This window comes from Pseudomonas sp. PS1(2021) (assembly GCF_020405165.1).
Lineage (GTDB): Bacteria > Pseudomonadota > Gammaproteobacteria > Pseudomonadales > Pseudomonadaceae > Pseudomonas > Pseudomonas aeruginosa.
In genome coordinates, this window is the sequence record NZ_CP084484.1 from 5,251,542 (window position 1) to 5,276,950 (window position 25,409).

Consider the following 25,409-nt stretch of genomic DNA (forward strand, 5'->3'; position numbering starts at 1 on the left):
TCCGGCGGATCGATCGATCAGCCGTTGAAGACGTCGTCCACCGATTTCAGCGGATAGTTCTTCGGATACGGCAGGGTAGCCACGCCGGTCTCGATGGCAGCCTTGGCCACGGCATCGGAGACCACGGTGATCAGGCGCTTGTCCATCGGCTTCGGAATGATGTACTCGCGGCCGAATTCCAGCTTGTCCACACCATAGGCGGCGCAGACGTCCTCCGGAACCGGCTGCTTGGCCAGGTCGCGCAGGGCCAGGGCGGCGGCGATCTTCATCTCTTCGTTGATGCGCGTGGCACGTACGTCCAGGGCACCACGGAAGATGAAGGGGAAACCGAGCACGTTGTTGACCTGGTTCGGATAGTCGGAACGACCGGTAGCCATGATCACGTCGTTACGGGTGGCATGGGCCAGTTCCGGCTTGATCTCCGGGTCCGGGTTCGAGCAGGCGAACACGATCGGGTTCGGCGCCATGCGCTTGAGGTCTTCCGGCTCCAGCAGGTTGGCGCCGGACAGGCCGACGAACACGTCGGCGCCCTCCAGGGCGTCGGCCAGGGTGCGCTTGTCGGTCTCGGTGGCAAACACCGACTTGTACTGGTTCAGGTCGTCGCGACCGGCGTGGATCACGCCCTTGCGGTCGATCATGTAGATGTTCTCGACCTTGGCGCCCATGCTCACCAGCAGCTTCATGCAGGAGATGGCGGCAGCGCCGGCGCCGAGGCAGACGATCTTCGCTTCTTCCAGCTTCTTGCCGGCCAGTTCCAGCGCGTTGAGCATGCCCGCCGCGGTCACGATGGCGGTGCCGTGCTGGTCATCGTGGAACACCGGGATGTCGCACTGTTCGATCAGCGCGCGCTCGATCTCGAAACACTCGGGAGCCTTGATGTCCTCGAGGTTGATACCGCCGAAGGTGATGGAAATACGCTTGACGGTATCGATGAAAGCCTGCGGGCTCTCGGCGTCGACCTCGATGTCGAACACGTCGATGCCGGCGAAGCGCTTGAACAGCACACCCTTGCCTTCCATCACCGGCTTGGAGGCCAGCGGGCCGAGGTTACCCAGGCCGAGAATCGCGGTGCCGTCGGAAATCACTGCCACCAGGTTGCCCTTGCCGGTGTACTGGTAGGCCAGCTCGGCATCGCGGGCGATTTCACGCACCGGCTCGGCGACACCCGGGCTGTAGGCCAGGGACAGGTCCCGGGCGGTAGCGGTGGGTTTGGTCAGCTCGACACTCAGTTTTCCCGGACGGGGTTGTGCGTGATATTCGAGGGCAGCGGTTTTAAGATCGGACATTTGGGCACTTCCGCTTTATTGCTTGTTGGACAGACGGGGCGACCGAGCATACGCAAGAAGACGACGCCCCACAAGATCGTCAGGACCCGGCTGTCAAGACCTCTAGCGTACGACTTTAAGCCAATCGCCCGGACGGGGTTCACCGCTCGGATAAAGGTCATTCAGCAGACGCAGACGAGCCACGGAGTCACTCAATGACCCCTCGCCGCCAGCCGCCAATTGCTCCAGCGTCTGCCCCGCCTTGACCTGCACCAGATGCAGGCGTCGCGGCTGCGCCAGGGCCCGCTCCTTGTCGCGCAGCGGACGGAAGCTGCGGATCACGCTGAGGAAGCGGTCGTCCTGGGTCTCCAGGGAACCGACCTTGACCACGCCGACGAACAGGTAGGCGCGGTCGCCCTGGTAGATCACAGCAACCCGTCGCGCTGGGTTGCCTGGCACCACCGCCGTGTAGCCGTTCAGTCCTGCCTGCTTCAGCGACTCTTCCTGGGCCAGCCGTTGTCCGGCGTTCTTGCGCAGGAACTCCGCGGGCGTCAGGCGGGAATCATGGGGCACCAGCTTCATACCGATGAACGACTGCTCGTCCGCCGGATAGCCAAGCAGGGCGCTGGGCTGGTTGAGGATCTTCCAGCCCGCCGGATAGCTCAGGGTGAAGTCCAGCTCGGCATGGTAGAAGTTCTGCCCGCGACGCACCCCGGCCGATGCCGAGTCGCCGAACGGCATGCCTTCCAGATGGCGAAGAAAGACCTCGCGCCCCACTTCCTGCTGTCCGTTGGCCAGCTGCCGGGCCGGGCCGACCACTTCCTGCAGGCGCCGGTCGTTGTCCGGATGGGTATCGAACAACCCGTGGTAGCCGCCGGCCTGTACCGCCTGGCCATTACGCGCGGCCTCTTCGCGAGCGAAGTCCTCCTGGTTCTTCAGCACCCGCACCACCTGGATCATCGCCGTCGGATCGTAGCCGGCGCGGGCCAGGTACTGGGCGCCGAGACCATCGGCCTCCAGTTCCATGTCACGCCCGTAGCCGCGGACGAAGGCCGTGCCGAGCACGTTGGCCAGGTCGCCGGCGGCGCCGACCCCGGTGCCGATCGCCACCGCCTGGCCAAGGATGTTCCAGGCGCTGGCCTGGCTCTGCTGGCGCACGCTGTGGCGCGCCGTGACATGGCCGACCTCATGACCGAGCACCGCGGCCAGTTCGGCCTCGGAGCCAAGGTAGGCGATCAGTCCGCGATGGATATAGATGTAGCCGCCCGGCAGGGCGAAGGCGTTGATGTCCGGCGAATCGATGACGGTGAAATGATATTGCAGGTTGCTGCGGTGGCTGCTGCGGGCGACCCGCTCGCCTACCCGTTGCACGTAGGCCTGGAGCTTTTCATCGTTGTAGCGGGGGAACTGCTTGAGGATTTCCTGGTTGTAGCGAGCGCCCATGCCGAGTTCCTGCTGCTCGCTCATCATCACGAAATCGCTCTTGCCGGTGGCCGGGTTCACCGCGCAGCCGCCCAGAGCGCCGACTCCCAGCAACAGCAGCAGGAGCCAGGCGGTCTTCATGGCAACCATTCCAGCATCGCCGGATCGGTCACCGACATCTGCCAGCGCGCCTTGCCGGCCGGCACAGCGCCACGGCGGGAACGATCGACCACCCAGCCACGCACTTCCAGCGAACGTCCCGCCATCTGCATCACCCGTTTCGCATCGAACGCCTTGAGCACCTTCGGCTCGATCCGCAGGACCAGCGGACCGTCCATCTCCAGCCAGATACCGCCCCGGTTGCGTTCGACCTCGAGCACCCGCCCGCGGACCACGGCGAAGCCGCTCTGCGCCAGTCGATCGAGCGAAAGCACCGGCGAACGCTTCCATACACCCAGATTAGCCGAACGCGCGGCACGTTCCGCCGCTTGCTGACAGGCCGTCAGCTCGGTGTTCGGCGCGACCGCCACCAGGTAGCCCAGGCCCTCGCCGAGCAGGCGCGCCTCGAGGTTGGCGCCGCTGGCATCGAACAGGTGCGCCAGGGTCCGCCCGTAGTGATCGCGGGGCTGGCGGCCCGGCTGCAGGGCGAGACGCCCGTCGCTGGCCGATACCAGCGCCTGCAGCCGCTGCTTCGCGGCTTCGGCGAAGGGCTCGGTGGTGCGGCCGTTGTGCGCCAGTTCAGGTGCATTGATACCGATCAGCCGCACGCTGCGGCCATCGCGCAGGCGCACGGTATCGCCGTCCACCACCCGCGCCACCTCGACGTTCTGCAAGGCACCGGTAGGCCGGCAGGCCTCCGCCGCACCGGCGAAGGCGGAAACCACGGACATGAAAAAGGCGCCCACCAGGGACGCCTTTCTCGGTACAGCGACAAGTAGCATTGCGCGCGTTCGCGGCAAGCGGCTTACTTGGTGGCGCCGAATACGCCGAAACGCTGCTTGAAGCGGTCGATACGGCCGCCGGTGTCCAGCACCTTCTGCTTGCCGGTGTAGAACGGGTGGCATTCGGAGCACACGTCCAGGTGGATCGGCTTGCACAGGGTGGAACGGGTCTTGATGACGTTACCGCAGCTGCAGGTAGCTTCGATAGCTTCGTAAGTCGGATGGATGTCCGCTTTCATGATTCAATCCTCGAGGCGTTGTGTGCCGCCACCCAGCGCGTTTACCAGGCACCGCACGTAATTAAGGGCGTGGATCATACCAGACCGATTCATCTATGCAAGCGACCCCGCCCGCCGGTCGTCTGCTAACATCGCCGGCCCAGTCCTCGTTTCCTTCATCCCCGGAAGCCGCTGAGTGTCAGACCTGATCCTACGCCTAGCCCTGCCTTCACCACTCCGCCGCCTGTTCGATTACCGCGCGCCCCGCGGCATCCCGCGCAGCGCCCTACAGCCGGGGATTCGCCTGCTGCTGCCGTTCGGGCGCCGGGAGCTGGTTGGCGTTCTGATAGAGGTGACGGACCGTTCCGAAGTACCCGAAGACAAGCTCAAGCCTGCCCTCAGGGTACTCGACACCAAGCCGCCGATGCCGGCGCACCTGCTCGAACTCTGTCGCTGGACCGCCCAGTACTACCAGCACAGCCTCGGCGACACCCTGTCCTGGGCGCTGCCCAACCTGTTGCGCCAGGGCGAGCCGGCCGAGGCGCGCCAGCAGCGCTTCTGGCATGCCACCGCGCAATCCAGCCTCGACGATCCGCGCCTGGCCCGGGCGCCGCGCCAGCGCCAGGCCCTGGCGATTCTCAAGCAGCATCCGCACGGGGTTTCCCATGAGTTGCTGAACCAACTGGAAATAAACAAGGACAGCCTCGACCTGCTCAAGGAAAAAGGCCTGGTCGAACTGGAGGTGCGGCGCCACAGCACCCCGCCGCGCGAAGGCGGCTGGCTGGCCCAGGCGGAGTTGCCGCTGAACCCCGAGCAGCGCGCCGCCTTCGAGGCGGTTCGCGCCAGCCACGGCGGTTTCCATTGCTTCCTGCTGGCCGGGGTCACCGGCAGCGGCAAGACCGAGGTCTACCTGCAACTGATCCGCGAAACCCTGGCCGCAGGCCGCCAGGCCCTGGTGCTGATTCCCGAGATCAACCTGGGCCCGCAGACCCTGGCGCGTTTCGAACGCCGCTTCAACGCGCGCATCGCCCTGCTGCATTCGGCCCTGACCGACCGCGAGCGCCTCGATGCCTGGCTCGCCGCCCGGGATGGCGAGGCCGACATCGTCATCGGCACCCGCTCGGCACTGTTCACGCCGCTGAAGCGGCCGGGACTGATCATCGTCGACGAGGAACACGACGCCTCCTATAAACAGCAGGACGGCCTGCGCTACCACGCCCGCGACCTGGCACTGGTACGCGCGCGCCTGGAGAATGTGCCGATCCTGCTCGGTTCGGCCACGCCCGCCCTGGAAAGCCTGCACAACGCCCAGGCCGGCCGCTACGGCCTGCTGCGCCTGACCCAGCGCGCCGGTGGCGCGCACCCGCCGAAGTTCATCCGCCTCGACGTGAAGAGCATGCCGCTCGACGCCGGCCTTTCCCGTCCGCTGCAACAGGCCATCGGCGATACCCTGGCGGCCGGCCAGCAGGTCCTGGTATTCCTCAATCGCCGCGGCTTCGCTCCGACCCTGCTTTGCCACGACTGCGGCTGGATCAGCCAATGCCCGCGCTGCGACGCGCGGATGACCGTGCACCAGGGCAGCGGCGAGTTGCGCTGCCACCACTGCGACCACCGCCAGCGGCCGCCGATGAACTGCCCGCAGTGCGGCAAGCTCGACCTGCGTCCGCTAGGCGCCGGCACCGAGCGCGCCGAGGAACGCCTGCGGATTCTCTTCCCGAACCATCCGGTGCTGCGCATCGACCGCGACAGCACCTCGCGCAAGCACGCCATGCGCGACCTCTTCGCCACCATCAACAGCGGTGAGCCATGCATCCTGGTCGGCACCCAGATGCTCGCCAAGGGGCACCACTTCCCACGGGTCACCCTGGTGGCGATCCTCGATGCCGATGGCGGCCTGTTTTCCGCCGACTTCCGCGCCAGCGAACGCATGGCCCAGCAGATCGTCCAGGTCGCCGGCCGCGCAGGACGCGCCGAGGAGCCCGGGCGGGTACTGATCCAGACCCACCTGGCCGATCACCCGCTGCTGGTCCAGCTCACCGAGGACGGCTACTTCGCCTTTGCCGAACAGGCCCTCAGCGAACGCCGCGCCGCCGGCCTGCCGCCCTTCGCCCACCTCGCCCTGCTGCGCGCCGAAGCGCACAAGCCGGGCCAGGCGGAAGCCTTCCTCGACAGCGCCTGCAGTGCCGCCGAGCAATTGCTCGAGCAGATGGGCGGACCGGAGGTGGAACTGCTCGGGCCGGTGCCCGCGCCCATGGAGCGGCGTGCCGGCAAGCACCGCGCGCAACTGCTGCTGCAGTGCATGAGCCGGGCGCCGCTGCATCGCCTGCTGACACCCTGGCTGCAGAGCCTCGAACAGTTGCCCGGCGGGCGCCAGGTGCGCTGGTCGCTCGATATCGATCCGATCGACCTGTTCTGAGCGCCTTCCAGGAAGACGCCCCGCTTGACTGGGGTCAGCCGGAATCCGCGATGTCCGGCGCAAACTGTCGGCTAATCGCCGCAACGGTTGGCAACGCCTGTCCGCCCACGGATAATGCGCGGTTCTGAGCCTCGACCGGCCACCCCGCGCACATCGCGGGGAGTGAACTTCGGAGCGCCGCATCCGCCGGCCCTTCCCCTGCCCGACCGTCGCGCGCCGCCCCTCTGCCCGCGAGCACGGAGAGAACGATGAAAGACACGATTCGCCAGCTGATCCAGCAAGCCCTCGACCAACTGACCGCGGACGGCACCCTGCCCGCCGGCCTGACCCCGGACATCCAGGTGGAGAACACCAAGGACCGTAGCCACGGCGATTTCGCCAGCAACATCGCCATGATGCTGGCCAAGCCGGCCGGGATGAAGCCGCGCGACCTGGCCGCCAGGCTGGTCGAGGCAATCCCCGCCCACGAGCAACTGGCCAAGGTGGAGATCGCCGGCCCCGGCTTCCTCAACTTCTTCCAGGATCACGTCTGGCTCGCCGCCAGCCTCGACCGCGCCCTCGCCGACGAACGTCTCGGCGTGCGCAAGGCAGGCCCGGCGCAGCGCGTGGTGATCGACCTGTCCTCGCCGAACCTGGCCAAGGAGATGCACGTCGGCCACCTGCGTTCGACCATCATCGGCGACGCCGTCGCGCGCGTCCTCGAGTTCCTCGGCGACACGGTGATCCGGCAGAACCATGTCGGCGACTGGGGCACCCAGTTCGGCATGCTGCTCGCCTACCTGGAAGAGCAACCGGTCGACGCCGAGGCCGAGCTGCACGACCTGGAGGTCTTCTACCGCGCGGCGAAGAAACGCTTCGACGAGTCTCCCGAATTCGCCGACCGCGCCCGCGAACTGGTAGTCAAGCTGCAGGCCGGCGACCCCGACTGCCTGCGCCTGTGGACCCGCTTCAACGAGATTTCCCTGTCGCACTGCCAGAAGGTCTACGACCGTCTCGGCGTGAAGCTGAGCATGGCCGACGTCATGGGCGAGAGCGCCTACAACGACGACCTCGCCCAGGTGGTCGCCGACCTGACCGCCAAGGGCCTGCTCACCGAAGACAACGGCGCGTTGTGCGTCTTCCTCGAAGAGTTCAAGAACGCCGAGGGCAATCCGCTCCCGGTGATCGTGCAGAAGGCCGGCGGCGGCTACCTCTACGCCACCACCGACCTCGCCGCCATGCGTTATCGGCACAACGTGCTGCACGCCGACCGCGTGCTGTACTTCGTCGACCAGCGCCAGGCCCTGCACTTCCAGCAGGTCTTCGAAGTGGCGCGGCGCGCCGGTTTCGTTCCGGCCGGCATGGAGCTGGAGCACATGGGCTTCGGCACCATGAACGGCGCCGACGGCCGTCCGTTCAAGACCCGCGACGGCGGTACGGTGAAGCTGATCGACCTGCTGGAAGAGGCCGAGAGCCGCGCCTATGCGCTGGTCAAGGAACGCAACGAGCAGCGCGCCGAGCGTGGCGAGGAGCCGTTCGACGAGGTCCAACTGCGCGAGATCGGCCGGGTGGTGGGGATCGACTCGGTGAAGTACGCCGACCTGTCCAAGCACCGCACCAGCGACTACAGCTTCAACTTCGAACTGATGCTGAGCTTCGAAGGCAACACCGCACCCTACCTGCTCTACGCCTGCACCCGCGTGGCCAGCGTCTTCCGCAAGCTCGGCCAGGGCCGCGAGCAACTGGGCGGGAAGATCGTCCTCGAGCAGCCCCAGGAGCTGGCCCTGGCCGCACAGCTGGCGCAGTTCGGCGACCTGATCAACAACGTCGCGCTCAAGGGCGTGCCGCACCTGCTCTGCGCCTACCTGTACGAGTTGGCCGGGCTGTTCTCCAGCTTCTACGAGCATTGCCCGATCCTCACCGCCGAGGACCCGGCGCAGAAGGACAGCCGCCTGCGTCTCGCCGCGCTGACCGGCCGTACCCTGGAACAGGGCCTGGAGCTGCTCGGTCTGAAGACTCTGGAACGCATGTAATCGAACCCGCCCGAACAGGAGTCCGGGAACCCCCATGGCAAAGAAGAAACCCGCCCCCAAGCGCGGCGCCAGCCGCTACCAGGCGCCCGCCGCGAAGAACGGCGTTCCCGGCTGGGTCTGGCTGGTCGCCGGCCTGGCCATCGGCGGCTTCATCATGTTCCTGATGAAGCTCGAACCCGGGCGCAAGGACGTCCAGCGCGAACGCCCGGACGCCCAGCGCCCGGCCGCCGTGCAGGGCAAGCAGCCGCAGCAGAACGGCCAGGCCCAGCAGCCCGCGCAAACGCAGACGCCGGCCCAGGCCAAGCCGAAGTACGAGTTCTACACCCTGCTGCCGGAGTCCGAGGTCGTGGTGCCGCCGGAAGCGGTACCGGAGAAGGCCCCGCCGCCGCCCACCCCCGCCGAACTGGCCAAGGCCGACGAAGCGCGGGCCAAGGCCGCACTCGCCGGGCAGGTGCCACCGCCGCTGCCGAAAGCGGTGGTCGCCGCCAGCACGCAGTTCTTCCTGCAGGCCGGCTCGTTCCGCAAGCAGTCCGACGCCGACCGCGTGCGCGCGCAGATCATCCTGCTCGGGCAGTCGGTGAACGTCGAGGCCGGCAACGTCCGCGACGAGACCTGGTACCGGGTGATGGTCGGCCCGTTCAACAGCCGCGACCAGTTGTCCCAGGCGCAGAAGACACTGTCCTCCAACGGCTTCAGCAACCTGCTGTTACAGCAACGCAAGGCCCGCTGAACGCGGGCCACGCCGTGCGTTCCGACGCACGGCGGTGCGTGCGGTTGAAAAGCCGCGGATCGCCCCTATATCTCCCAGCATTCCGGGCATTCGGCCCCGCAGTGTGGAGATTTCCCCCTTGACCACCATCGTATCTGTCCGCCGCAACGGCAAAGTCGTCATGGGCGGCGACGGCCAGGTTTCCCTGGGCAACACCGTGATGAAAGGCAACGCCAAGAAGGTCCGGCGCCTGTATCACGGTCAGGTACTGGCCGGTTTCGCCGGCGCCACCGCCGATGCCTTCACCCTGTTCGAGCGCTTCGAGCAGCAACTGGAGAAACACCAGGGGCACCTGGTCCGCGCCGCCGTCGAACTGGCCAAGGACTGGCGCACCGACCGCTCCCTGAGCCGCCTCGAAGCCATGCTCGCGGTCGCCAACAAGGATGCCTCGCTGATCATCACCGGCAACGGCGACGTGGTCGAACCCGAACACGGCCTGATCGCCATGGGCTCCGGCGGCGGCTTCGCCCAGGCCGCGGCCCTGGCCCTGCTGCAGCACAACGCCGAGCTGAGCGCTCGGGAAGTCGCCGAGACCGCGCTGAACATCGCCGGCTCGATCTGCGTCTTCACCAACCAGAACCTGACCATCGAGGAGCTGGACAGCGCCGTCTGAAGCGCTCGTCCCCCGCTGGAGTAAACGAATGTCCATGACGCCCCGCGAGATCGTCCACGAACTCAACCGCCACATCATCGGCCAGGACGACGCCAAGCGCGCCGTCGCCATCGCCCTGCGCAACCGCTGGCGACGCATGCAACTGCCGGCCGAGCTGCGCGCCGAGGTAACACCGAAGAACATCCTCATGATCGGCCCCACCGGCGTCGGCAAGACCGAGATCGCCCGCCGCCTGGCGCGCCTGGCGAACGCGCCGTTCATCAAGGTCGAGGCGACCAAGTTCACCGAGGTCGGCTATGTCGGACGCGACGTCGAATCGATCATCCGCGATCTCGCCGACGCCGCGGTGAAGATGCTCCGCGAACAGGAGATCCAGAAGGTCAAGTATCGCGCCGAGGACGCCGCCGAAGAGCGCATCCTCGATGCCCTGCTGCCGGCCGCGCGTCCCGCCATGGGCTTCGGCGACGAGCCGGCACGCGAGGACAGCAACACCCGCCAGCTGTTCCGCAAGCGCCTGCGCGAAGGCCAGCTGGACGACAAGGAAATCGACATCGAGGTGGCCGACAACCCGGCCGGCGTGGAGATCATGGCCCCGCCCGGCATGGAGGAGATGACCAACCAGTTGCAGAACCTGTTCTCCGGCATGAGCAAGGGCAAGAAGAAGACCCGCAAGCTGAAGGTCGCCGAGGCCCTGAAGCTGATCCGCGACGAAGAGGCGGTGCGCCTGGTCAACGAGGAAGAGCTCAAGGCACGCGCCCTGGAGGCGGTCGAGCAGCACGGCATCGTCTTCATCGACGAGATCGACAAGATCGCCAAGCGCGCCAACGCCGGCGGCGCCGACGTCTCCCGCGAGGGCGTACAGCGCGACCTGCTGCCGCTGATCGAGGGCTGCACGGTGAACACCAAGCTGGGCATGGTCAAGACCGACCACATCCTGTTCATCGCCTCCGGCGCCTTCCACCTGAGCAAGCCGAGCGACCTGGTTCCCGAGCTGCAGGGCCGCCTGCCGATCCGCGTGGAGCTCAAGGCCCTCAGTCCGAACGATTTCGAGCGCATCCTCACCGAGCCGCATGCCTCGCTCACCGAGCAGTACCGCGAGTTGCTGAAGACCGAGGGGCTGGCCATCGAGTTCGCCGAGGACGGCATCAAGCGCCTTGCCGAGATCGCCTGGCAGGTCAACGAGAAGACCGAGAACATCGGTGCCCGCCGCCTGCATACGCTGCTCGAGCGGCTGCTGGAAGAGGTCTCGTTCAGCGCCGCCGACCTGGCCAGCGAGCATAGCGACAAGCCGATCCTGATCGATGCCGGCTACGTCAACAGCCACCTCGGCGAGCTGGCCGAGGACGAGGACCTGTCCCGCTACATCCTTTGACCACCGCCGCCGCCACGGCCAACACCGTGGCGGCGGGCCGCGCGGTCCCGAACCGGGGTATCCTTGTACTCCGCCCTTCCGCGAGTCCGATGCGATGCGTATCCCTTCCGCCATCCAGCTGCACAAAGCCTCGAAGACCCTGACCCTGCGCTACGGCGAGGATAGCTACGACCTGCCTGCCGAGTTCCTCCGCGTGCATTCGCCCTCGGCCGAGGTCCAGGGCCACGGCAACCCGGTATTGCAGTACGGCAAGCTGAACGTCGGCCTGGTCGGCGTCGAACCCGCCGGCCAGTACGCACTTAAGCTGAGCTTCGACGACGGCCACGACAGCGGCCTGTTCACCTGGGACTACCTGTACGAGCTGGCGACCCGCAAGGACCAGCTATGGGCCGACTACCTGGCGGAGCTGGCCAGCGCCGGCAAGTCGCGCGACCCCGACGAGTCGGTCGTCAAGCTGATGCTCTGAAGCGCCGGGCCGAGTGCCCCTTCGCGGCACACGGCATCCAGGCGATTTTTCCCCGCTGCCCCGAACGAGGGCACGTCATTTGCAACATTCGCCCCGCAGACTGCCAGACCAGACATCCGGTCGGCGCGGTCGCCACGGCGAATGTCCTACCCTGCACGGCAGCAACGCTCTAGTCCGCAGGTCGGCCGCTCGCCGGGCCAGCCACGCCGGCCACCGATGCTTCTGCCAGCTTGCACGCCAGCGGAAACTCGCGTAACCAAGACGGTGCAGCCCCTTGTCCGGGTTCCCTTCCCTGACGTGCGTCCGCCCCGCCCTGAAACGTGCGGGTGGGCTGGTAGTCGAGCAGTAGCCGGCCGGACACCTGGTCCCCGGTTTCGTTGCGGTCCCCTGTTTCGCCTCGAACAATGGAGCGTTGCCGATGAGTCAGAAGAACAATAACGAGCTTCCCAAGCAAGCCGCGGAAAACACGCTGAACCTGAATCCGGTGATCGGCATCCGGGGCAAGGACCTGCTCACCTCCGCGCGCATGGTCCTGCTCCAGGCGGTGCGCCAGCCGCTGCACAGCGCCAGGCACGTGGCGCATTTCAGCCTGGAGCTGAAGAACGTCCTGCTCGGCCAGTCGGAGCTACGCCCAGGCGATGACGACCGACGCTTTTCCGATCCGGCCTGGAGCCAGAATCCGCTGTACAAGCGCTACATGCAGACCTACCTGGCCTGGCGCAAGGAGCTGCACAGCTGGATCAGCCACAGCGACCTGTCGCCGCAGGACATCAGTCGTGGCCAGTTCGTCATCAACCTGCTGACCGAGGCGATGTCGCCGACCAACAGCCTGAGCAACCCGGCGGCGGTCAAGCGCTTCTTCGAGACCGGCGGCAAGAGCCTGCTGGACGGCCTCGGCCACCTGGCCAAGGACCTGGTGAACAACGGCGGGATGCCGAGCCAGGTGGACATGGACGCCTTCGAGGTGGGCAAGAACCTGGCCACCACCGAGGGCGCCGTGGTGTTCCGCAACGACGTGCTGGAACTGATCCAGTACCGGCCGATCACCGAGTCGGTGCACGAACGCCCGCTGCTGGTGGTGCCGCCGCAGATCAACAAGTTCTACGTCTTCGACCTGTCGCCGGACAAGAGCCTGGCGCGCTTCTGCCTGCGCAACGGCGTGCAGACCTTCATCGTCAGCTGGCGCAACCCGACCAAGTCGCAGCGCGAATGGGGCCTGACCACCTATATCGAGGCGCTCAAGGAGGCCATCGAGGTAGTCCTGTCGATCACCGGCAGCAAGGACCTCAACCTCCTCGGCGCCTGCTCCGGCGGGATCACCACCGCGACCCTGGTCGGCCACTACGTGGCCAGCGGCGAGAAGAAGGTCAACGCCTTCACCCAACTGGTCAGCGTGCTCGACTTCGAACTGAATACCCAGGTCGCGCTGTTCGCCGACGAGAAGACCCTGGAGGCCGCCAAGCGTCGCTCCTACCAGTCCGGCGTGCTGGAGGGCAAGGACATGGCCAAGGTGTTCGCCTGGATGCGCCCCAACGACCTGATCTGGAACTACTGGGTCAACAACTACCTGCTCGGCAACCAGCCGCCGGCGTTCGACATCCTCTACTGGAACAACGACACCACGCGCCTGCCCGCCGCGCTGCACGGCGAGTTCGTCGAACTGTTCAAGAGCAACCCGCTGAACCGCCCCGGCGCCCTGGAGGTCTCCGGCACGCCCATCGACCTGAAGCAGGTGACTTGCGACTTCTACTGTGTCGCCGGTCTGAACGACCACATCACCCCCTGGGAGTCGTGCTACAAGTCGGCCAGGCTGCTGGGCGGCAAGTGCGAGTTCATCCTCTCCAACAGCGGCCACATCCAGAGCATCCTCAACCCACCGGGCAACCCCAAGGCACGCTTCATGACCAATCCGGAACTGCCCGCCGAGCCCAAGGCCTGGCTGGAACAGGCCGGCAAGCACGCCGATTCGTGGTGGCTGCACTGGCAGCAATGGCTGGCCGAACGCTCCGGCAAGACCCGCAAGGCGCCCGCCAGCCTGGGCAACAAGACCTATCCGCCCGGCGAAGCCGCGCCCGGAACCTACGTGCATGAACGATGAAAAGCGACCAGCCTGAAGAACTGCCGCAGGAGCGATCCGCGGCCTCCGCCGACGAAACCCCGCCAGCGCCTCCGGCGCGGCCCCGCGCCGCGCGGAAGCCGGCCAGGCCCCGTATCGCCGAGCCCGCGGCTGCGCCGCCGAGGACCCCGAGCATGCCCCAGCCCTTCGTCTTCCGGACCATCGACCTCGACGGCCAGACCATCCGCACCGCAGTGCGGCCGGGCAAGGAAGGAAGCACTCCGCTGCTGATCTTCAACGGCATAGGCGCCAACCTGGAACTGGTATTCCCCTTCGTCCAGGCGCTCGACCCGGAACTGGAGGTGATCGCCTTCGACGTTCCCGGCGTCGGCGGTTCCTCGACGCCCAGCGTGCCCTACCGCTTTCCCGGCCTGGCCAAGCTGGCGGCGCGGATGCTCGACTACCTGGACTACGGCCAGGTCAACGCGATCGGCGTGTCCTGGGGCGGCGCGCTGGCCCAGCAGTTCGCCCACGACTATCCGGAACGCTGCAAGAAGCTGATCCTCGCCGCCACTTCGGCTGGCGCGGTGATGGTGCCGGGCAAGCCGAAGGTACTGATGCGCATGGCCAGCCCGCGGCGCTACATCCAGCCCTCCTATGGCGTACACATCGCACCGGACATCTACGGCGGGGCCTTCCGCCGCGACCCCAAGCTGGCCATGGCGCATGCCAGCAAGGTGCGTTCGTCGGGCAAGCTGGGCTACTACTGGCAATTGTTCGCTGGGCTCGGCTGGACCAGCATCCACTGGCTGCATAGGATCCGCCAGCCGACCCTGGTGCTGGCCGGCGACGACGACCCGATCATCCCGCTGATCAACATGCGCGTGCTGGCCTGGCGCATTCCCAACGCCGAACTGCACGTGATCGACGACGGCCACCTGTTCCTGGTGACCCGCGCCGAATCGGTGGCGCCGATCATCATGAAGTTCCTCGCCGAGGAGCGCCGCCGCGCCGTCATGCACCCTCGTCCGTTCCTGCCCAAGACCGGCTGAACTGCTGCGCGGGCAACACCAGGGCAGCAGACACTGCTTCGTCATGGTGCAGGTGCATAGTCAATGTTCCGCAACGGCGCATGGCGCCTGGCTTCGCCGCGACAGTGCAAGCTCTGCGACGCCCCTCCCGGCGTTGTGGTACAGCGCTTGCTGCCCCACTGTCGGGCGGCATCCTCCCTGTTCAGGCAGGTGTGCGGTTCTGCCCCGGGTGAAACGGAATTCACAGGCTATAACTGAGTATTCCGAGCCAGGGGACTATCGCCCGTGGCATCCAGACTGTGGTCCTACGACGGAGTGTGGTCCATGCGAGAAAAACAGGAATCGGGTAGCGTGCCGGTGCCCGCCGAGTTCATGAGTGCGCAGAGCGCCATCGTCGGCCTGCGCGGCAAGGACCTGCTGACGACGGTCCGCAGCCTGGCCGTCCACGGCCTGCGCCAGCCGCTGCACAGTGCGCGGCACCTGGTCGCCTTCGGAGGCCAGTTGGGCAAGGTGCTGCTGGGCGACACCCTGCACCAGCCGAACCCTCAGGACGCCCGCTTCCAGGATCCATCCTGGCGCCTCAATCCCTTCTACCGGCGCACCCTGCAGGCCTACCTGGCGTGGCAGAAGCAACTGCTCGCCTGGATCGACGAAAGCAACCTGGACTGCGACGATCGCGCCCGCGCCCGCTTCCTCGTCGCCTTGCTCTCCGACGCCGTGGCACCCAGCAACAGCCTGATCAATCCACTGGCGGTAAAGGAACTGTTCAATACCGGCGGGATCAGCCTGCTCAATGGCGTCCGCCACCTGCTCGAAGACCTGGTGCACAACGGCGGCATGCCCAGCCAGGTGAACAAGACCGCCTTCGAGATCGGCCGCAACCTCGCCACCACGCAAGGCGCGGTAGTGTTCCGCAACGAGGTGCTGGAACTGATCCAGTACAAGCCGCTGGGCGAGCGCCAGTACGCCAAGCCCCTGCTGATCGTGCCGCCGCAGATCAACAAGTACTACATCTTCGACCTGTCGCCGGAAAAGAGCTTCGTCCAGTACGCCCTGAAGAACAACCTGCAGGTCTTCGTCATCAGTTGGCGCAACCCCGACGCCCAGCACCGCGAATGGGGCCTGAGCACCTATGTCGAGGCCCTCGACCAAGCCATCGAGGTCAGCCGCGAGATCACCGGCAGCCGCAGCGTGAACCTGGCCGGCGCCTGCGCCGGCGGGCTCACCGTGGCCGCCTTGCTCGGCCACCTGCAGGTGCGCCGGCAACTGCGCAAGGTCAGTAGCGTCACCTACCTGGTCAGCCTGCTCGACAGCCAGATGGAAAGCCCGGCGATGCTCTTCGCCGACGAGCAGACCCTGGAGAGCAGCAAGCGCCGCTCCTACCAGCATGGCGTGCTGGACGGGCGCGACATGGCCAAGGTGTTCGCCTGGATGCGCCCCAACGACCTGATCTGGAATTACTGGGTCAACAACTACCTGCTCGGCAGGCAGCCGCCGGCGTTCGACATCCTCTACTGGAACAACGACAACACGCGGCTGCCCGCGGCGTTCCACGGCGAACTGCTCGACCTGTTCAAGCACAACCCGCTGACCCGCCCGGGCGCGCTGGAAGTCAGCGGGACCGCGGTGGACCTGGGCAAGGTGGCGATCGACAGCTTCCACGTCGCCGGCATCACCGACCACATCACGCCCTGGGACGCGGTCTATCGCTCGGCCCTCCTGCTGGGCGGCCAGCGCCGCTTCATCCTGTCCAACAGCGGGCACATCCAGAGCATCCTCAACCCTCCCGGAAACCCCAAGGCCTGCTACTTCGAGAACGACAAGCTGAGCAGCGATCCACGCGCCTGGTACTACGACGCCAAGCGCGAAGAGGGCAGCTGGTGGCCGGTCTGGCTGGGCTGGCTGCAGGAGCGCTCGGGCGAGCTGGGCAACCCTGACTTCAACCTTGGCAGCGCCGCGCATCCGCCCCTCGAAGCGGCCCCGGGCACCTACGTGCATATACGCTGAAAGATCCGGCCCGGGCGCCTGGAGCCGGGCACCTCCATCCCCAGAAGAAGTCCGGATGAAGACACGCGACCGAATCCTCGAATGCTCGCTGTTGCTGTTCAACGAACAGGGCGAGCCCAACGTCTCGACACTGGAGATCGCCAACGAACTGGGCATCAGCCCGGGCAATCTCTACTACCACTTCCATGGCAAGGAACCGCTGGTGATGGCGCTGTTCGAGCGGTTCCAGGCCGAGTTGGCGCCGCTGCTCGATCCGCCCGAGGAGGTGCGCCTGGGCGCGGAGGACTACTGGCTGTTCCTGCACCTGATCGTCGAGCGCCTCGCCCACTACCGCTTCCTGTTCCAGGACCTGTCCAACCTGACCGGGCGCCTGCCACGGCTGGCTCGCGGCATCCGTACCTGGCTCGGCGCGCTGAAGCGGACCCTGGCCACCCTGCTGGCCCGCCTCAAGGCCGACCGGCAGTTGCGCAGCGACGCGCCGGCACTCGGGCAACTGGTCGAACAGATCACCCTGACCCTGCTGTTCTCCCTGGATTACCAGCGGGTACTGGGCAGCAAGGGCGAGGTGCGCACGGTGGTCTACCAGATCATGATGCTGGTCGCCCCGCATCTGCGCAGCGAGGCCCAACGCTCGGCGGAAAGCCTGGCGCAGCGCTACCTGGGACCGGAATGAAAAACGCCCGGCGAGTGCCGGGCGTGTGCCTTGCCGCCAGGACTCAGCCCTGGCTGCTCGGCGTCGCCGGAGCGTTCGCTGCCGGAGCGCTGGCAGCCGGTGTGGCGGCGGGGGCAGCGGGCGCGCTCGAAGACGCGGCGGGAGCGGCCGGTTTCGCCGCGGCGGGCTTGGCTGCCGGCTTCTTCGCCGCAGGCTTTTTCGCAGCCGGCTTGGCGGCAGGTTTCGCCGCGGGCTTGGCGGCGGTCGCAGCGGCCGGCTTGGCTGCCGGCTTCGCGGCAGGCTTGGCTGCGGCAGGTTTCGCAGCAGGCTTCGCCGCGGCCTTGGCTGCCGGCTTGGTCGCCGGTTTCGCTGCGGCCTTCGCAGTCGGTTTGGCGGCGGGCTTGGCTGCCGGCTTGGCGGCCGCGGTTTTCGCCGCGGTTTTTTTCGCCGCGGGTTTCGCCGCAGGCTTGGCGGCGGCCTTGGCTGCCGGTTTAGCTGCCGGCTTGGCCGCTGCGGTTTTCGCCGCGGGCTTGGCAGCCGGTTTCGCCGCAGGCTTGGCCGCTGCCTTCGCCGCCGGCTTGACGCTGACGCCGGTGAGTTTCTCGATCTGCTTGGTCAGCGTATCGACCTTGCTGTGCAGCTCCTTCACCTCGTTGCGGCTCGGCACGCCGAGACGCGAGATGGCGCTGTTCAGGCGCTTGTCGAAAGCTTCCTCGAGCTCGCTCCACTTGCCGAGCGCACGGTCCCGAACCTCGTCGACCTTGCTCTTCGCAGAGCGGGCGGAAGCCTTCGCCGCACCGACCTGCGCGTCCACATCGGACTTCGCTTCTTTTTCAGCCTTCTCGCCGTCTTTCACCAAGGTCTCGAACAGCTTGCTGCCGTCCTTGCTGACCTTCGAGTAGGCCCCCAGACCAGCCAGCCAGATCTGCCGCGAGTATTTCTCGATCTCGCCGATCCAACTGGACTCTTTTTCGCTCTTCTTCTTGCCAGCCATCCTGCTCTCCTTATTGGGTTCTCGCGACACGCTCGAGCACTGCGCTCAGCTCATCCAGCTTAGCAGAGAGTGCTTCGACATCGTTCCGGGAAGGTATGCCTATCCGGTTCAACGTGCTAGCGACACGGCTGTCGAATGCCTGCTCGATCCTGTCGAGCTGGTCTTCGACTTTTCCCTTCACCGAAGAGAGGCCGGTCTTGACACTGTCATTGGCCGAATCGACCTGACTTGTGACCAGCGATTTGCCTTTTTTCTCCAGGGCTTCGCCAGCTTTCACCAATTCCTTGAAGTAGTCGCTGCCTTCGGTGCCCAGGCGGGAATACGCACCCAGGCCGGCAAGCCAGATCTGGCGGGCATAGTGGCGGATCTCGGAGACCAGGGAAGTGGATTCGGAAACGGTCTTTTTCTTCAGGGCAATCTTGGCCATGGGGCACCTCACGCTCGTTGGGTTGAAGAAACCGCAGGCGCCGCCGGAACGCTGGCAGCGTGAGAGCAAGGTATCGGGGAAAATTAGAAACCGCATACTAAGCGGAAGATGGGCGCCGCCAGGACGGCGAACGCCCGGCGGGATCAGGCCAGCGCCTTGTCCAGCGCCTTCTCGATCTCGCCCTTGAGCAGGCCGCTCATGGCCGACAGCATCAGGCCGAGCTTGACGTCCACCGCGACCTTGTCCGCCCCCACCGCGATCCTGCCGTCGACGCCACTGCGTTTGAAGGTCAGCTCGTCGCCCTGCCATTCGCACTGCACGCCGTGCTCCTTCGCCAGACGTTCGGCCAGTTTCTCCGCCTTGGCCCGTGCGGCGTCCAGCCCCAGGCTGTGCGGACGTTCGATGTGGATACGCGACATGGATCGACTCCTGATTGCAGATCGGAAAACTATACGCGGCCAGACAAAACACCGCACCCGCGCCGTCGGACGGCGGCACAGCACTTTCCCCACATCCTGTTAGAATGCCCGGCATTCTTTCCAGGTGAGAACGTCATGAACGATCCCCGCAAAGGCGCCGACGCCGAACCCACCACCCACTTCGGCTACCAGAACGTTCCGGAAAGCCAGAAGGCGAAGAAGGTCGCCGAGGTATTTCACTCGGTGGCAGCCAAGTACGACCTGATGAACGACCTGATGTCCGGTGGCATCCATCGCCTGTGGAAGCGCTTCACCATCGAGCTGTCCGGCGTGCGCAGCGGGAACCGCGTGCTCGACATCGCCGGCGGCACCGGCGACCTGACCCGGCAGTTCTCGCGCCTGGTCGGCCCGACCGGCGAGGTGGTGCTGGCCGACATCAACGCCTCGATGCTCAAGGTCGGCCGCGACAAGCTGCTCGACAAGGGCGTCTCCGGCAACGTCAGCTTCGTCCAGGCGGACGCCGAGAAGCTGCCCTTCCCGGACAACCACTTCGACTGCGTGACCATCGCCTTCGGCCTGCGCAACGTCACCCACAAGGACGAAGCGATCCGCTCCATGCTGCGCGTGCTCAAGCCCGGTGGCCGCCTGCTGGTGCTGGAGTTCTCCAAGCCGAGCAGCAACCTGCTGTCCAAGGCCTACGACGCCTATTCGTTCAGCCTGCTGCCGCTGATGGGCAAGCTGGTCACCAACGACTCCGAGAGCTATCGCTACCTGGCCGAGTCGATCCGCATGCACCCCGACCAGGAAACCCTGAAGGCGATGATGGTGGAAGCCGGCTTCGACCGCGTGACCTACCACAACATGACCGGCGGCATCGTCGCCCTGCACCGCGGTATCAAGCCTTAACCGAGGGCGCGCCGATGAGCTCGCTGCTGATCCAGGCCGTGCTGGCCGCCGCCGAAACCGGCATCAATCGCGTCCTGCGCCTCGACGGGACAGCGCTGCCGCGCCTGCGCAGGCTTTCCGCCAAGGTCATCGAGGTCGACTGCCTGAGCCCGCCGCTGCGGATCTTCATCCTGCCCGCCGGCGACGGCCTGCACTTCGCCGCGCAGCATGAGGCGGAGGTCGACTGCACCCTGCGTGCGCCGGCCGGCAACCTCCTGCACCTGGCCCTGGCGCGCGACAAGACCCGCGTCCTGCACAGCCCGGAAGTCAGCATGGACGGCGACAGCGCGGCCCTGCTGGAACTGGCCGGCATCCTGCAGAGCCTGGAGCTGGACTGGGAGTACGAACTGTCGCGCTGGCTCGGCCCGCTCGCCACCCAGGTGCTCGGCAGCGGCCTGCGCGACGCTTCGCGCTGGAGCGCGCAGAGCCTGCACAGCCTGCGCCTGAACCTGGCCGACTACCTTGCCGAGGAAAGCCGTACGCTGGTCGGCCAGCACGAAGCCGAAGCACGCTTCGCCGAACTGGACCAGCTGAAGCTGGCCCTCGATCGTCTCGACGCGCGCGTCGGACGCCTCAGCCAAAAGACCAAGCCCGACGCATGAAGCTCCTCGCTGTCCGCCGCCTCCTGCGCATCCAGCGCGTCGTCATCCGCTACCGCCTGGACGACCTGATCCTCGAACTGCCGATGCTGCCCTGGTGGCTGCGCCTGCTCGGTGCCACCCTGCCCTGGCGCTGGCTGCCGCGGCGCAAGCTGGAACTGACCCGCGGCGCGCGCCTGCGCCTGGCACTGCAGGACCTCGGACCGATCTTCATCAAGTTCGGCCAGATTCTCTCCACCCGCCGCGACCTGCTGCCCGACGACATCGCCAACGAACTGGCCTGGCTGCAGGACAAGGTGCCGCCCTTCCCGCCGGAGCTGGCGGTCAAGCGCATCGAGGAACAGCTGGGCGCGAAGATCGAACAGGTCTTCGCCCGCTTCGAACGCGAACCGCTGGCCTCCGCCTCGGTGGCCCAGGTCCACGCCGCGCGCCTGAAGAGCGGCGAGGAAGTGGTGGTGAAGGTGATCCGGCCGAACCTGGAACCGGTGATCCGCTCCGACATCGCCTGGCTGTTCATCCTCGCCCGCCTCGCCGAGCGGGTCTCCAGCGAGGCGCGGCGCCTGCACCCGGTGGAAGTGGTCAGCGACTACGAGAAGACCATCGTCGACGAACTCGACCTGCTCCGCGAGGCGGCCAACGCCTCGCAGCTGCGACGCAACTTCGAAGGCTCGCCGCTGCTCTACGTGCCACAGGTCTACTGGGACTGGTGCCGGCCCAAGGTGCTGGTGATGGAGCGCATCTACGGCATCCCGGTGACCGACCTGGAAACCCTGCGCGACCAGCGCACCGACTTCAAGGCACTGGCCGAGCGCGGCGTGGAGATCTTCTTCACCCAGGTGTTCCGCGACAGCTTTTTCCATGCCGACATGCACCCCGGCAACATCTTCGTCAGCACCCGCGCGCCCTGGAGCCCGCAATACATCGCGGTGGACTGCGGCATCGTCGGCAGCCTGACCGACGAGGACCAGGACTACCTGGCGCGCAACCTGATCGCCTTCTTCAAGCGCGACTACCGCAAGGTCGCCCAACTGCATATCGACTCCGGCTGGGTCCCGGCGGAAACCAAGGTCAACGACTTCGAGGCGGCGATCCGCACCGTCTGCGAACCGATCTTCGAGAAGCCGCTGAAGGACATCTCCTTCGGCCAGGTCCTGCTGCGCCTGTTCCAGACCGCGCGTCGTTTCAACATGGAGATCCAGCCGCAACTGGTGCTGCTGCAGAAGACCCTGCTGAACATCGAAGGCCTCGGCCGCCAGCTCTACCCGGAACTCGACCTGTGGGCCACCGCCCAGCCGTTCCTGGAGCGCTGGATGCGCGAACGGGTCAGCCCGAAGCAGTTGCTGCGCAATTTCCAGCAACAGGTCGAGCAGGTGCCGCACCTGTCGCAAATGGCCCGCGATACCCTCGAACGCCTGTCACAACCGCACGCCCACAATGCGCCGCCGCCGGAGTGGAAAGGTTCCCGCCACGACTGGCTCGGGCGCCTGGTGGGCGCGGTGCTGCTGGTCGGCGCCGCCGAGGTCGGCCTGGGTCAGCAGTTGGAAGCCTGGCCGGCGTGGGTGATGCTGGCCGGCGGGGTGTTCCTGATCCTGCGCCGCTAGCGCCGCGCACGGCCACTAGGCCCGCGCCGATAGCCAGTCGCGCTCCCGGCTGGCACACTACTCCCATTTCCGCCGGAAACGCGCGCAACGTACCGGCAACGAACGTGGAAAGACCATGAAAGACTGGCTGGATGAGATTCACTGGAACGCCGACGGCCTGGTCCCTGCGATCGCCCAGGATCACGAGACCGGGCGCGTGCTGATGATGGCCTGGATGAACCGCGAGGCGCTGGCCCTGACCGCCAGCGAGAACCGTGCAATCTATTGGTCGCGTTCGCGTGGCAAGCTGTGGCGCAAGGGCGAGGAGTCCGGGCACGTGCAGAAGCTGCACGAACTGCGTCTGGACTGCGACGCCGACGTGGTCATCCTGATGGTCGAGCAGGTCGGCGGGATCGCCTGCCATACCGGCCGGGAAAGCTGTTTCTACCGCGTCTTCGAGAACGGCGCCTGGAAGACCGTCGATCCGGTGCTGAAGGACCCGGACGCTATCTACGAACACGCAGGACACCACCATGAGTGACACCCTGACCCGCCTGGCGGCGGTGCTCGAGGAGCGCAAGAACGCCGCGCCCGACAGCTCCTATGTGGCCAGTCTGTACCACAAGGGCCTGAACAAGATCCTGGAGAAGGTCGGCGAGGAGTCGGTGGAAACCATCATCGCCGCCAAGGATGCCGCGGCCAGCGGCGACTGCCAGGACCTGATCTACGAAACCGCCGACCTCTGGTTCCACTCGCTGGTGATGCTCTCGGCCCTCGGCCAGCATCCGCAAGCCGTGCTGGACGAACTGGAGCGCCGCTTCGGCCTTTCCGGCCACGCCGAGAAAGCCGCCCGCCAACCATCGGCCTGAACCTACACATTGCGAGGAATACGACATGGGCATTTTTGACTGGAAACACTGGATCGTCATCCTGATCGTCGTGGTACTGGTGTTCGGCACCAAGCGCCTGAAGAACCTCGGTTCCGACGTCGGCGAAGCGATCAAGGGCTTCCGCAAGGCGGTGAACACCGAGGAAGACGACAAGAAGGACCAGCCCGCCGCCCAGCCGGCCCAACCGCTGAACCAGCCGCACACCATCGACGCCCAGGCGCAGAAGGTCGAAGAGCCGGCGCGCAAGGACTGACGGGTAGCCATCGATGTTCGGAATCAGCTTCAGCGAACTGTTGCTGGTCGGGTTGGTCGCCCTGCTGGTGCTCGGCCCCGAGCGCCTGCCGGGCGCCGCACGTACCGCCGGCCTGTGGATCGGCCGCCTGAAGCGCAGTTTCAATACCATCAAGCAGGAAGTGGAACGGGAAATCGGCGCGGACGAGATCCGCCGGCAACTGCACAACGAGCACATCCTCTCGATGGAGCGCGAAGCGCAGAAGCTGCTGGCCCCGCTGACCGGCCAGAATCCCTCGCAGGAACCCCAGCCGCCGACGGTCGAGAGCCCGGCGCCGAGCGTACCCACGCCGCCGCCGACCAGCACGCCTGCGGTTCCGCCCGCGGACGCCGCGGCACCGCCGGCAGTCGCTGCCTCCACTCCCCCTTCGCCACCGTCCGAGACGCCGCGTAATCCATGAGCGCCGATAAACCCGAGCAGCCCGAGCACGACCAGGAAATGCCCCTGGTCTCGCACCTGACCGAACTGCGTACGCGCCTGCTGCGCAGCGTGGCGGCGATCTTCCTGATCTTCGCCGGCCTGTTCTACTTCTCGCAGAAGATCTACACCCTGGTCTCCGAGCCGTTGCGCCGCTTCCTTCCGGAAGGCACCAGCATGATCGCCACCGACGTCGCCTCGCCGTTCCTCGCGCCGTTCAAGCTGACCATGGTGGTGGCGCTGTTCCTCGCCATGCCGGTGATCCTCGCGCAGGTCTGGGGCTTCATCGCGCCCGGCCTGTACAAGCACGAGAAACGCGTGGCGCTGCCGCTGCTGGTGTCCAGCATCATCCTGTTCTACGCCGGGATGGCCTTCGCCTACTTCCTGGTGTTCCCGATGATCTTCCACTTCTTCGCCAGCGTGACGCCCGAGGGCGTGGCGATGATGACGGACATCAACAGCTACCTGGACTTCGTCCTGACTCTGTTCTTCGCCTTCGGCGTCGCCTTCGAGATCCCGGTGGCCACGGTGCTGCTGATCTGGATCGGAGTGGTCGACGTCGAGTACCTGAAGAAGATCCGCCCGTACGTGATCATCGGCTGTTTCGTGGTCGGCATGGTCCTGACCCCGCCGGACATCTTCTCCCAGACCATGCTCGCGGTGCCGATGTGGCTGCTGTTCGAGATCGGCCTGCTGTTCGGCCGCCTGGTACGCAAGCGCGGCGAGCATCCGGACGACCAACCGGCCAGCGACGGCGACCAGCCTCCGGCCACCCGCCAGTGAACCTGCTGCTCCTCGACGACGCCGACTTCGTGTCGGCGGATCGTGCGGTCCTGCACGATCGCCGCCTCAAGCACCTGCACGAAGTGCACCGCGCCGAGAACGGCGACACCCTGCGGGTCGGCCGCCTCGGCGGCTGGATGGGCGAAGGTCGCCTGCTGAAGCTCGACGCCAGCGAGGCGACCCTGGAAGTGCGCTTCGACCAGCCGCCGCCGGCCAAGCTGCCGATCACCCTGCTGCTGGCCTTGCCGCGACCGAAGATGCTCCGCCGGGTGTTGCAGACCATCGCCGCGATGGGCGTACCGAAGCTGGTGCTGCTGAACAGCTACCGCGTGGAAAAGAGCTTCTGGCAGACCCCGTTCCTCGACCCGGCGGCGATCCGCGAGAACCTGGTCCTCGGCCTGGAGCAGGCCCGCGATACGGTGCTGCCGGAAATCATCGTCGAGAAGCGCTTCAAACCCTTCGTCGAAGACCGCCTGCCGGCCCTGGCCGCCGGCAGCCTCGGCCTGGTCGGCCATCCCGGTCCCTGGCCGGCCTGTCCGCGCGCGGTGGAGAAGCCGGTGACCCTGGCGATCGGCCCGGAAGGCGGCTGGATTCCCTACGAGGTCGACAAGCTGCGCGAAGCCGGACTGCATCCGGTGCAGCTCGGCGAACGCATCCTGCGCGTGGAAACCGCGGTCAGCGCCCTGCTTGCGCGGTTGTTCTGAAAAAACTCCGGTAAAAGACTGAAGGTTTTCCCCGCCCGGCCGACATCCTCTGTCGCGCAGGGCTCCGCACGACAACCATAAGACCTCGCCCGCCGGCCACGTACCGGCCCTCCGCGCCC

General features: G+C 66.5%; 26 protein-coding genes. 19 read left to right on the forward strand and 7 right to left on the reverse strand.

The window, feature by feature from the left end; translation table 11 throughout:
- Positions 1-17: 17 nt before the first annotated feature.
- The 4 genes from LE197_RS25075 to rpmE all read right to left on the reverse strand — a co-directional run bounded on the left by LE197_RS25075 (position 18) and on the right by rpmE (position 3,867).
- Positions 18-1,286, reverse strand: coding sequence for a malic enzyme (locus tag LE197_RS25075; RefSeq protein ID WP_003103278.1), 1,269 nt, complete (start codon positions 1,284-1,286; stop codon positions 18-20).
- Between the two features lie 102 nt (positions 1,287-1,388).
- On the reverse strand, positions 1,389-2,828 hold the full coding sequence (locus tag LE197_RS25080; protein WP_003095844.1) for a M48 family metalloprotease: 1,440 nt from the start codon (positions 2,826-2,828) through the stop codon (positions 1,389-1,391).
- Entirely contained in the window at positions 2,825-3,592 is a 768-nt protein-coding gene (locus LE197_RS25085; protein WP_003110890.1) for a thermonuclease family protein, read from the reverse strand. The genes LE197_RS25080 and LE197_RS25085 overlap by 4 nt, the downstream gene beginning before the upstream one ends.
- Before the next feature lie 59 nt (positions 3,593-3,651).
- Positions 3,652-3,867, reverse strand: a complete 216-nt coding sequence (gene rpmE, locus LE197_RS25090; RefSeq protein ID WP_003095846.1) for a 50S ribosomal protein L31 — start codon at positions 3,865-3,867, stop codon at positions 3,652-3,654.
- A 175-nt stretch (positions 3,868-4,042) separates the two neighbouring features.
- On the opposite strand from rpmE, the gene LE197_RS25095 reads away from it, so the two are divergent.
- The 10 genes from LE197_RS25095 (at position 4,043) to LE197_RS25140 (ending at position 17,261) form a co-directional block, all read left to right on the forward strand.
- Positions 4,043-6,262, forward strand: coding sequence for a primosomal protein N' (locus LE197_RS25095; RefSeq protein WP_023108835.1), 2,220 nt, complete (start codon positions 4,043-4,045; stop codon positions 6,260-6,262).
- Between the two features lie 248 nt (positions 6,263-6,510).
- On the forward strand, positions 6,511-8,274 hold the full coding sequence (gene argS / locus LE197_RS25100) for an arginine--tRNA ligase (protein ID WP_003110892.1): 1,764 nt from the start codon (positions 6,511-6,513) through the stop codon (positions 8,272-8,274).
- A 34-nt stretch (positions 8,275-8,308) separates the two neighbouring features.
- Positions 8,309-9,004: an SPOR domain-containing protein gene (locus LE197_RS25105; protein WP_003095850.1), complete on the forward strand. Its 696-nt coding sequence runs from the start codon at positions 8,309-8,311 to the stop codon at positions 9,002-9,004.
- 118 nt (positions 9,005-9,122) lie between these two features.
- Positions 9,123-9,656, forward strand: a complete 534-nt coding sequence (gene hslV, locus LE197_RS25110) for an ATP-dependent protease subunit HslV (RefSeq protein ID WP_003095852.1) — start codon at positions 9,123-9,125, stop codon at positions 9,654-9,656.
- A gap of 28 nt (positions 9,657-9,684) precedes the next feature.
- The gene (gene hslU, locus LE197_RS25115) at positions 9,685-11,028 is read left to right on the forward strand and encodes an ATP-dependent protease ATPase subunit HslU (RefSeq protein WP_003095854.1); all 1,344 of its coding nucleotides are present in this window, start codon (positions 9,685-9,687) and stop codon (positions 11,026-11,028) included.
- A gap of 94 nt (positions 11,029-11,122) precedes the next feature.
- Positions 11,123-11,494: a gamma-butyrobetaine hydroxylase-like domain-containing protein gene (locus LE197_RS25120; RefSeq protein ID WP_003095857.1), complete on the forward strand. Its 372-nt coding sequence runs from the start codon at positions 11,123-11,125 to the stop codon at positions 11,492-11,494.
- A 418-nt stretch (positions 11,495-11,912) separates the two neighbouring features.
- The gene (gene phaC, locus LE197_RS25125; RefSeq protein ID WP_023108836.1) at positions 11,913-13,592 is read left to right on the forward strand and encodes a class II poly(R)-hydroxyalkanoic acid synthase; all 1,680 of its coding nucleotides are present in this window, start codon (positions 11,913-11,915) and stop codon (positions 13,590-13,592) included.
- A 152-nt stretch (positions 13,593-13,744) separates the two neighbouring features.
- Complete coding sequence (phaZ, locus tag LE197_RS25130; protein ID WP_003095866.1) at positions 13,745-14,602, forward strand: poly(3-hydroxyalkanoate) depolymerase; 858 nt, start codon at positions 13,745-13,747, stop codon at positions 14,600-14,602.
- Positions 14,603-14,905: 303 nt separating this feature from the next.
- Positions 14,906-16,588, forward strand: coding sequence for a class II poly(R)-hydroxyalkanoic acid synthase (gene phaC, locus LE197_RS25135; RefSeq protein ID WP_003103289.1), 1,683 nt, complete (start codon positions 14,906-14,908; stop codon positions 16,586-16,588).
- Positions 16,589-16,643: 55 nt separating this feature from the next.
- Entirely contained in the window at positions 16,644-17,261 is a 618-nt protein-coding gene (locus LE197_RS25140) for a TetR/AcrR family transcriptional regulator (RefSeq protein ID WP_003103292.1), read from the forward strand.
- A 43-nt stretch (positions 17,262-17,304) separates the two neighbouring features.
- Here the strand turns inward: LE197_RS25140 and LE197_RS25145 are convergent, their stop codons facing one another.
- From LE197_RS25145 to LE197_RS25155, 3 genes are all read right to left on the reverse strand, one after another.
- Complete coding sequence (locus LE197_RS25145) at positions 17,305-18,234, reverse strand: phasin family protein (RefSeq protein ID WP_003146415.1); 930 nt, start codon at positions 18,232-18,234, stop codon at positions 17,305-17,307.
- Between the two features lie 10 nt (positions 18,235-18,244).
- Entirely contained in the window at positions 18,245-18,661 is a 417-nt protein-coding gene (locus LE197_RS25150; protein ID WP_003103463.1) for a phasin family protein, read from the reverse strand.
- A 143-nt stretch (positions 18,662-18,804) separates the two neighbouring features.
- A complete protein-coding gene (locus tag LE197_RS25155) occupies positions 18,805-19,080 on the reverse strand; it encodes a polyhydroxyalkanoic acid system family protein (RefSeq protein WP_003095874.1) in 276 nt (91 codons plus the stop codon).
- 135 nt (positions 19,081-19,215) lie between these two features.
- On the opposite strand from LE197_RS25155, the gene ubiE reads away from it, so the two are divergent.
- From ubiE to LE197_RS25200, 9 genes are all read left to right on the forward strand, one after another.
- Positions 19,216-19,986: a bifunctional demethylmenaquinone methyltransferase/2-methoxy-6-polyprenyl-1,4-benzoquinol methylase UbiE gene (gene ubiE / locus LE197_RS25160; RefSeq protein ID WP_003103462.1), complete on the forward strand. Its 771-nt coding sequence runs from the start codon at positions 19,216-19,218 to the stop codon at positions 19,984-19,986.
- Positions 19,987-20,000: 14 nt separating this feature from the next.
- Positions 20,001-20,627, forward strand: a complete 627-nt coding sequence (locus tag LE197_RS25165) for an SCP2 domain-containing protein (RefSeq protein WP_003103460.1) — start codon at positions 20,001-20,003, stop codon at positions 20,625-20,627.
- A complete protein-coding gene (gene ubiB / locus LE197_RS25170) occupies positions 20,624-22,225 on the forward strand; it encodes a ubiquinone biosynthesis regulatory protein kinase UbiB (protein ID WP_003095885.1) in 1,602 nt (533 codons plus the stop codon). The genes LE197_RS25165 and ubiB overlap by 4 nt, the downstream gene beginning before the upstream one ends.
- Positions 22,226-22,340: 115 nt before the next feature.
- The gene (hisI, locus tag LE197_RS25175) at positions 22,341-22,745 is read left to right on the forward strand and encodes a phosphoribosyl-AMP cyclohydrolase (protein WP_003095888.1); all 405 of its coding nucleotides are present in this window, start codon (positions 22,341-22,343) and stop codon (positions 22,743-22,745) included.
- Positions 22,738-23,073, forward strand: a complete 336-nt coding sequence (locus tag LE197_RS25180; protein ID WP_003103458.1) for a phosphoribosyl-ATP diphosphatase — start codon at positions 22,738-22,740, stop codon at positions 23,071-23,073. Before hisI ends, LE197_RS25180 begins: the two co-directional genes overlap by 8 nt.
- Before the next feature lie 25 nt (positions 23,074-23,098).
- The gene (locus LE197_RS25185; RefSeq protein WP_003095893.1) at positions 23,099-23,347 is read left to right on the forward strand and encodes a twin-arginine translocase TatA/TatE family subunit; all 249 of its coding nucleotides are present in this window, start codon (positions 23,099-23,101) and stop codon (positions 23,345-23,347) included.
- 13 nt (positions 23,348-23,360) lie between these two features.
- Positions 23,361-23,786: a Sec-independent protein translocase protein TatB gene (tatB, locus tag LE197_RS25190; protein WP_003116127.1), complete on the forward strand. Its 426-nt coding sequence runs from the start codon at positions 23,361-23,363 to the stop codon at positions 23,784-23,786.
- Positions 23,783-24,586: a twin-arginine translocase subunit TatC gene (gene tatC, locus LE197_RS25195; protein WP_003095896.1), complete on the forward strand. Its 804-nt coding sequence runs from the start codon at positions 23,783-23,785 to the stop codon at positions 24,584-24,586. Before tatB ends, tatC begins: the two co-directional genes overlap by 4 nt.
- Complete coding sequence (locus tag LE197_RS25200) at positions 24,583-25,290, forward strand: 16S rRNA (uracil(1498)-N(3))-methyltransferase (protein WP_003095898.1); 708 nt, start codon at positions 24,583-24,585, stop codon at positions 25,288-25,290. Before tatC ends, LE197_RS25200 begins: the two co-directional genes overlap by 4 nt.
- Positions 25,291-25,409: the final 119 nt, after the last annotated feature.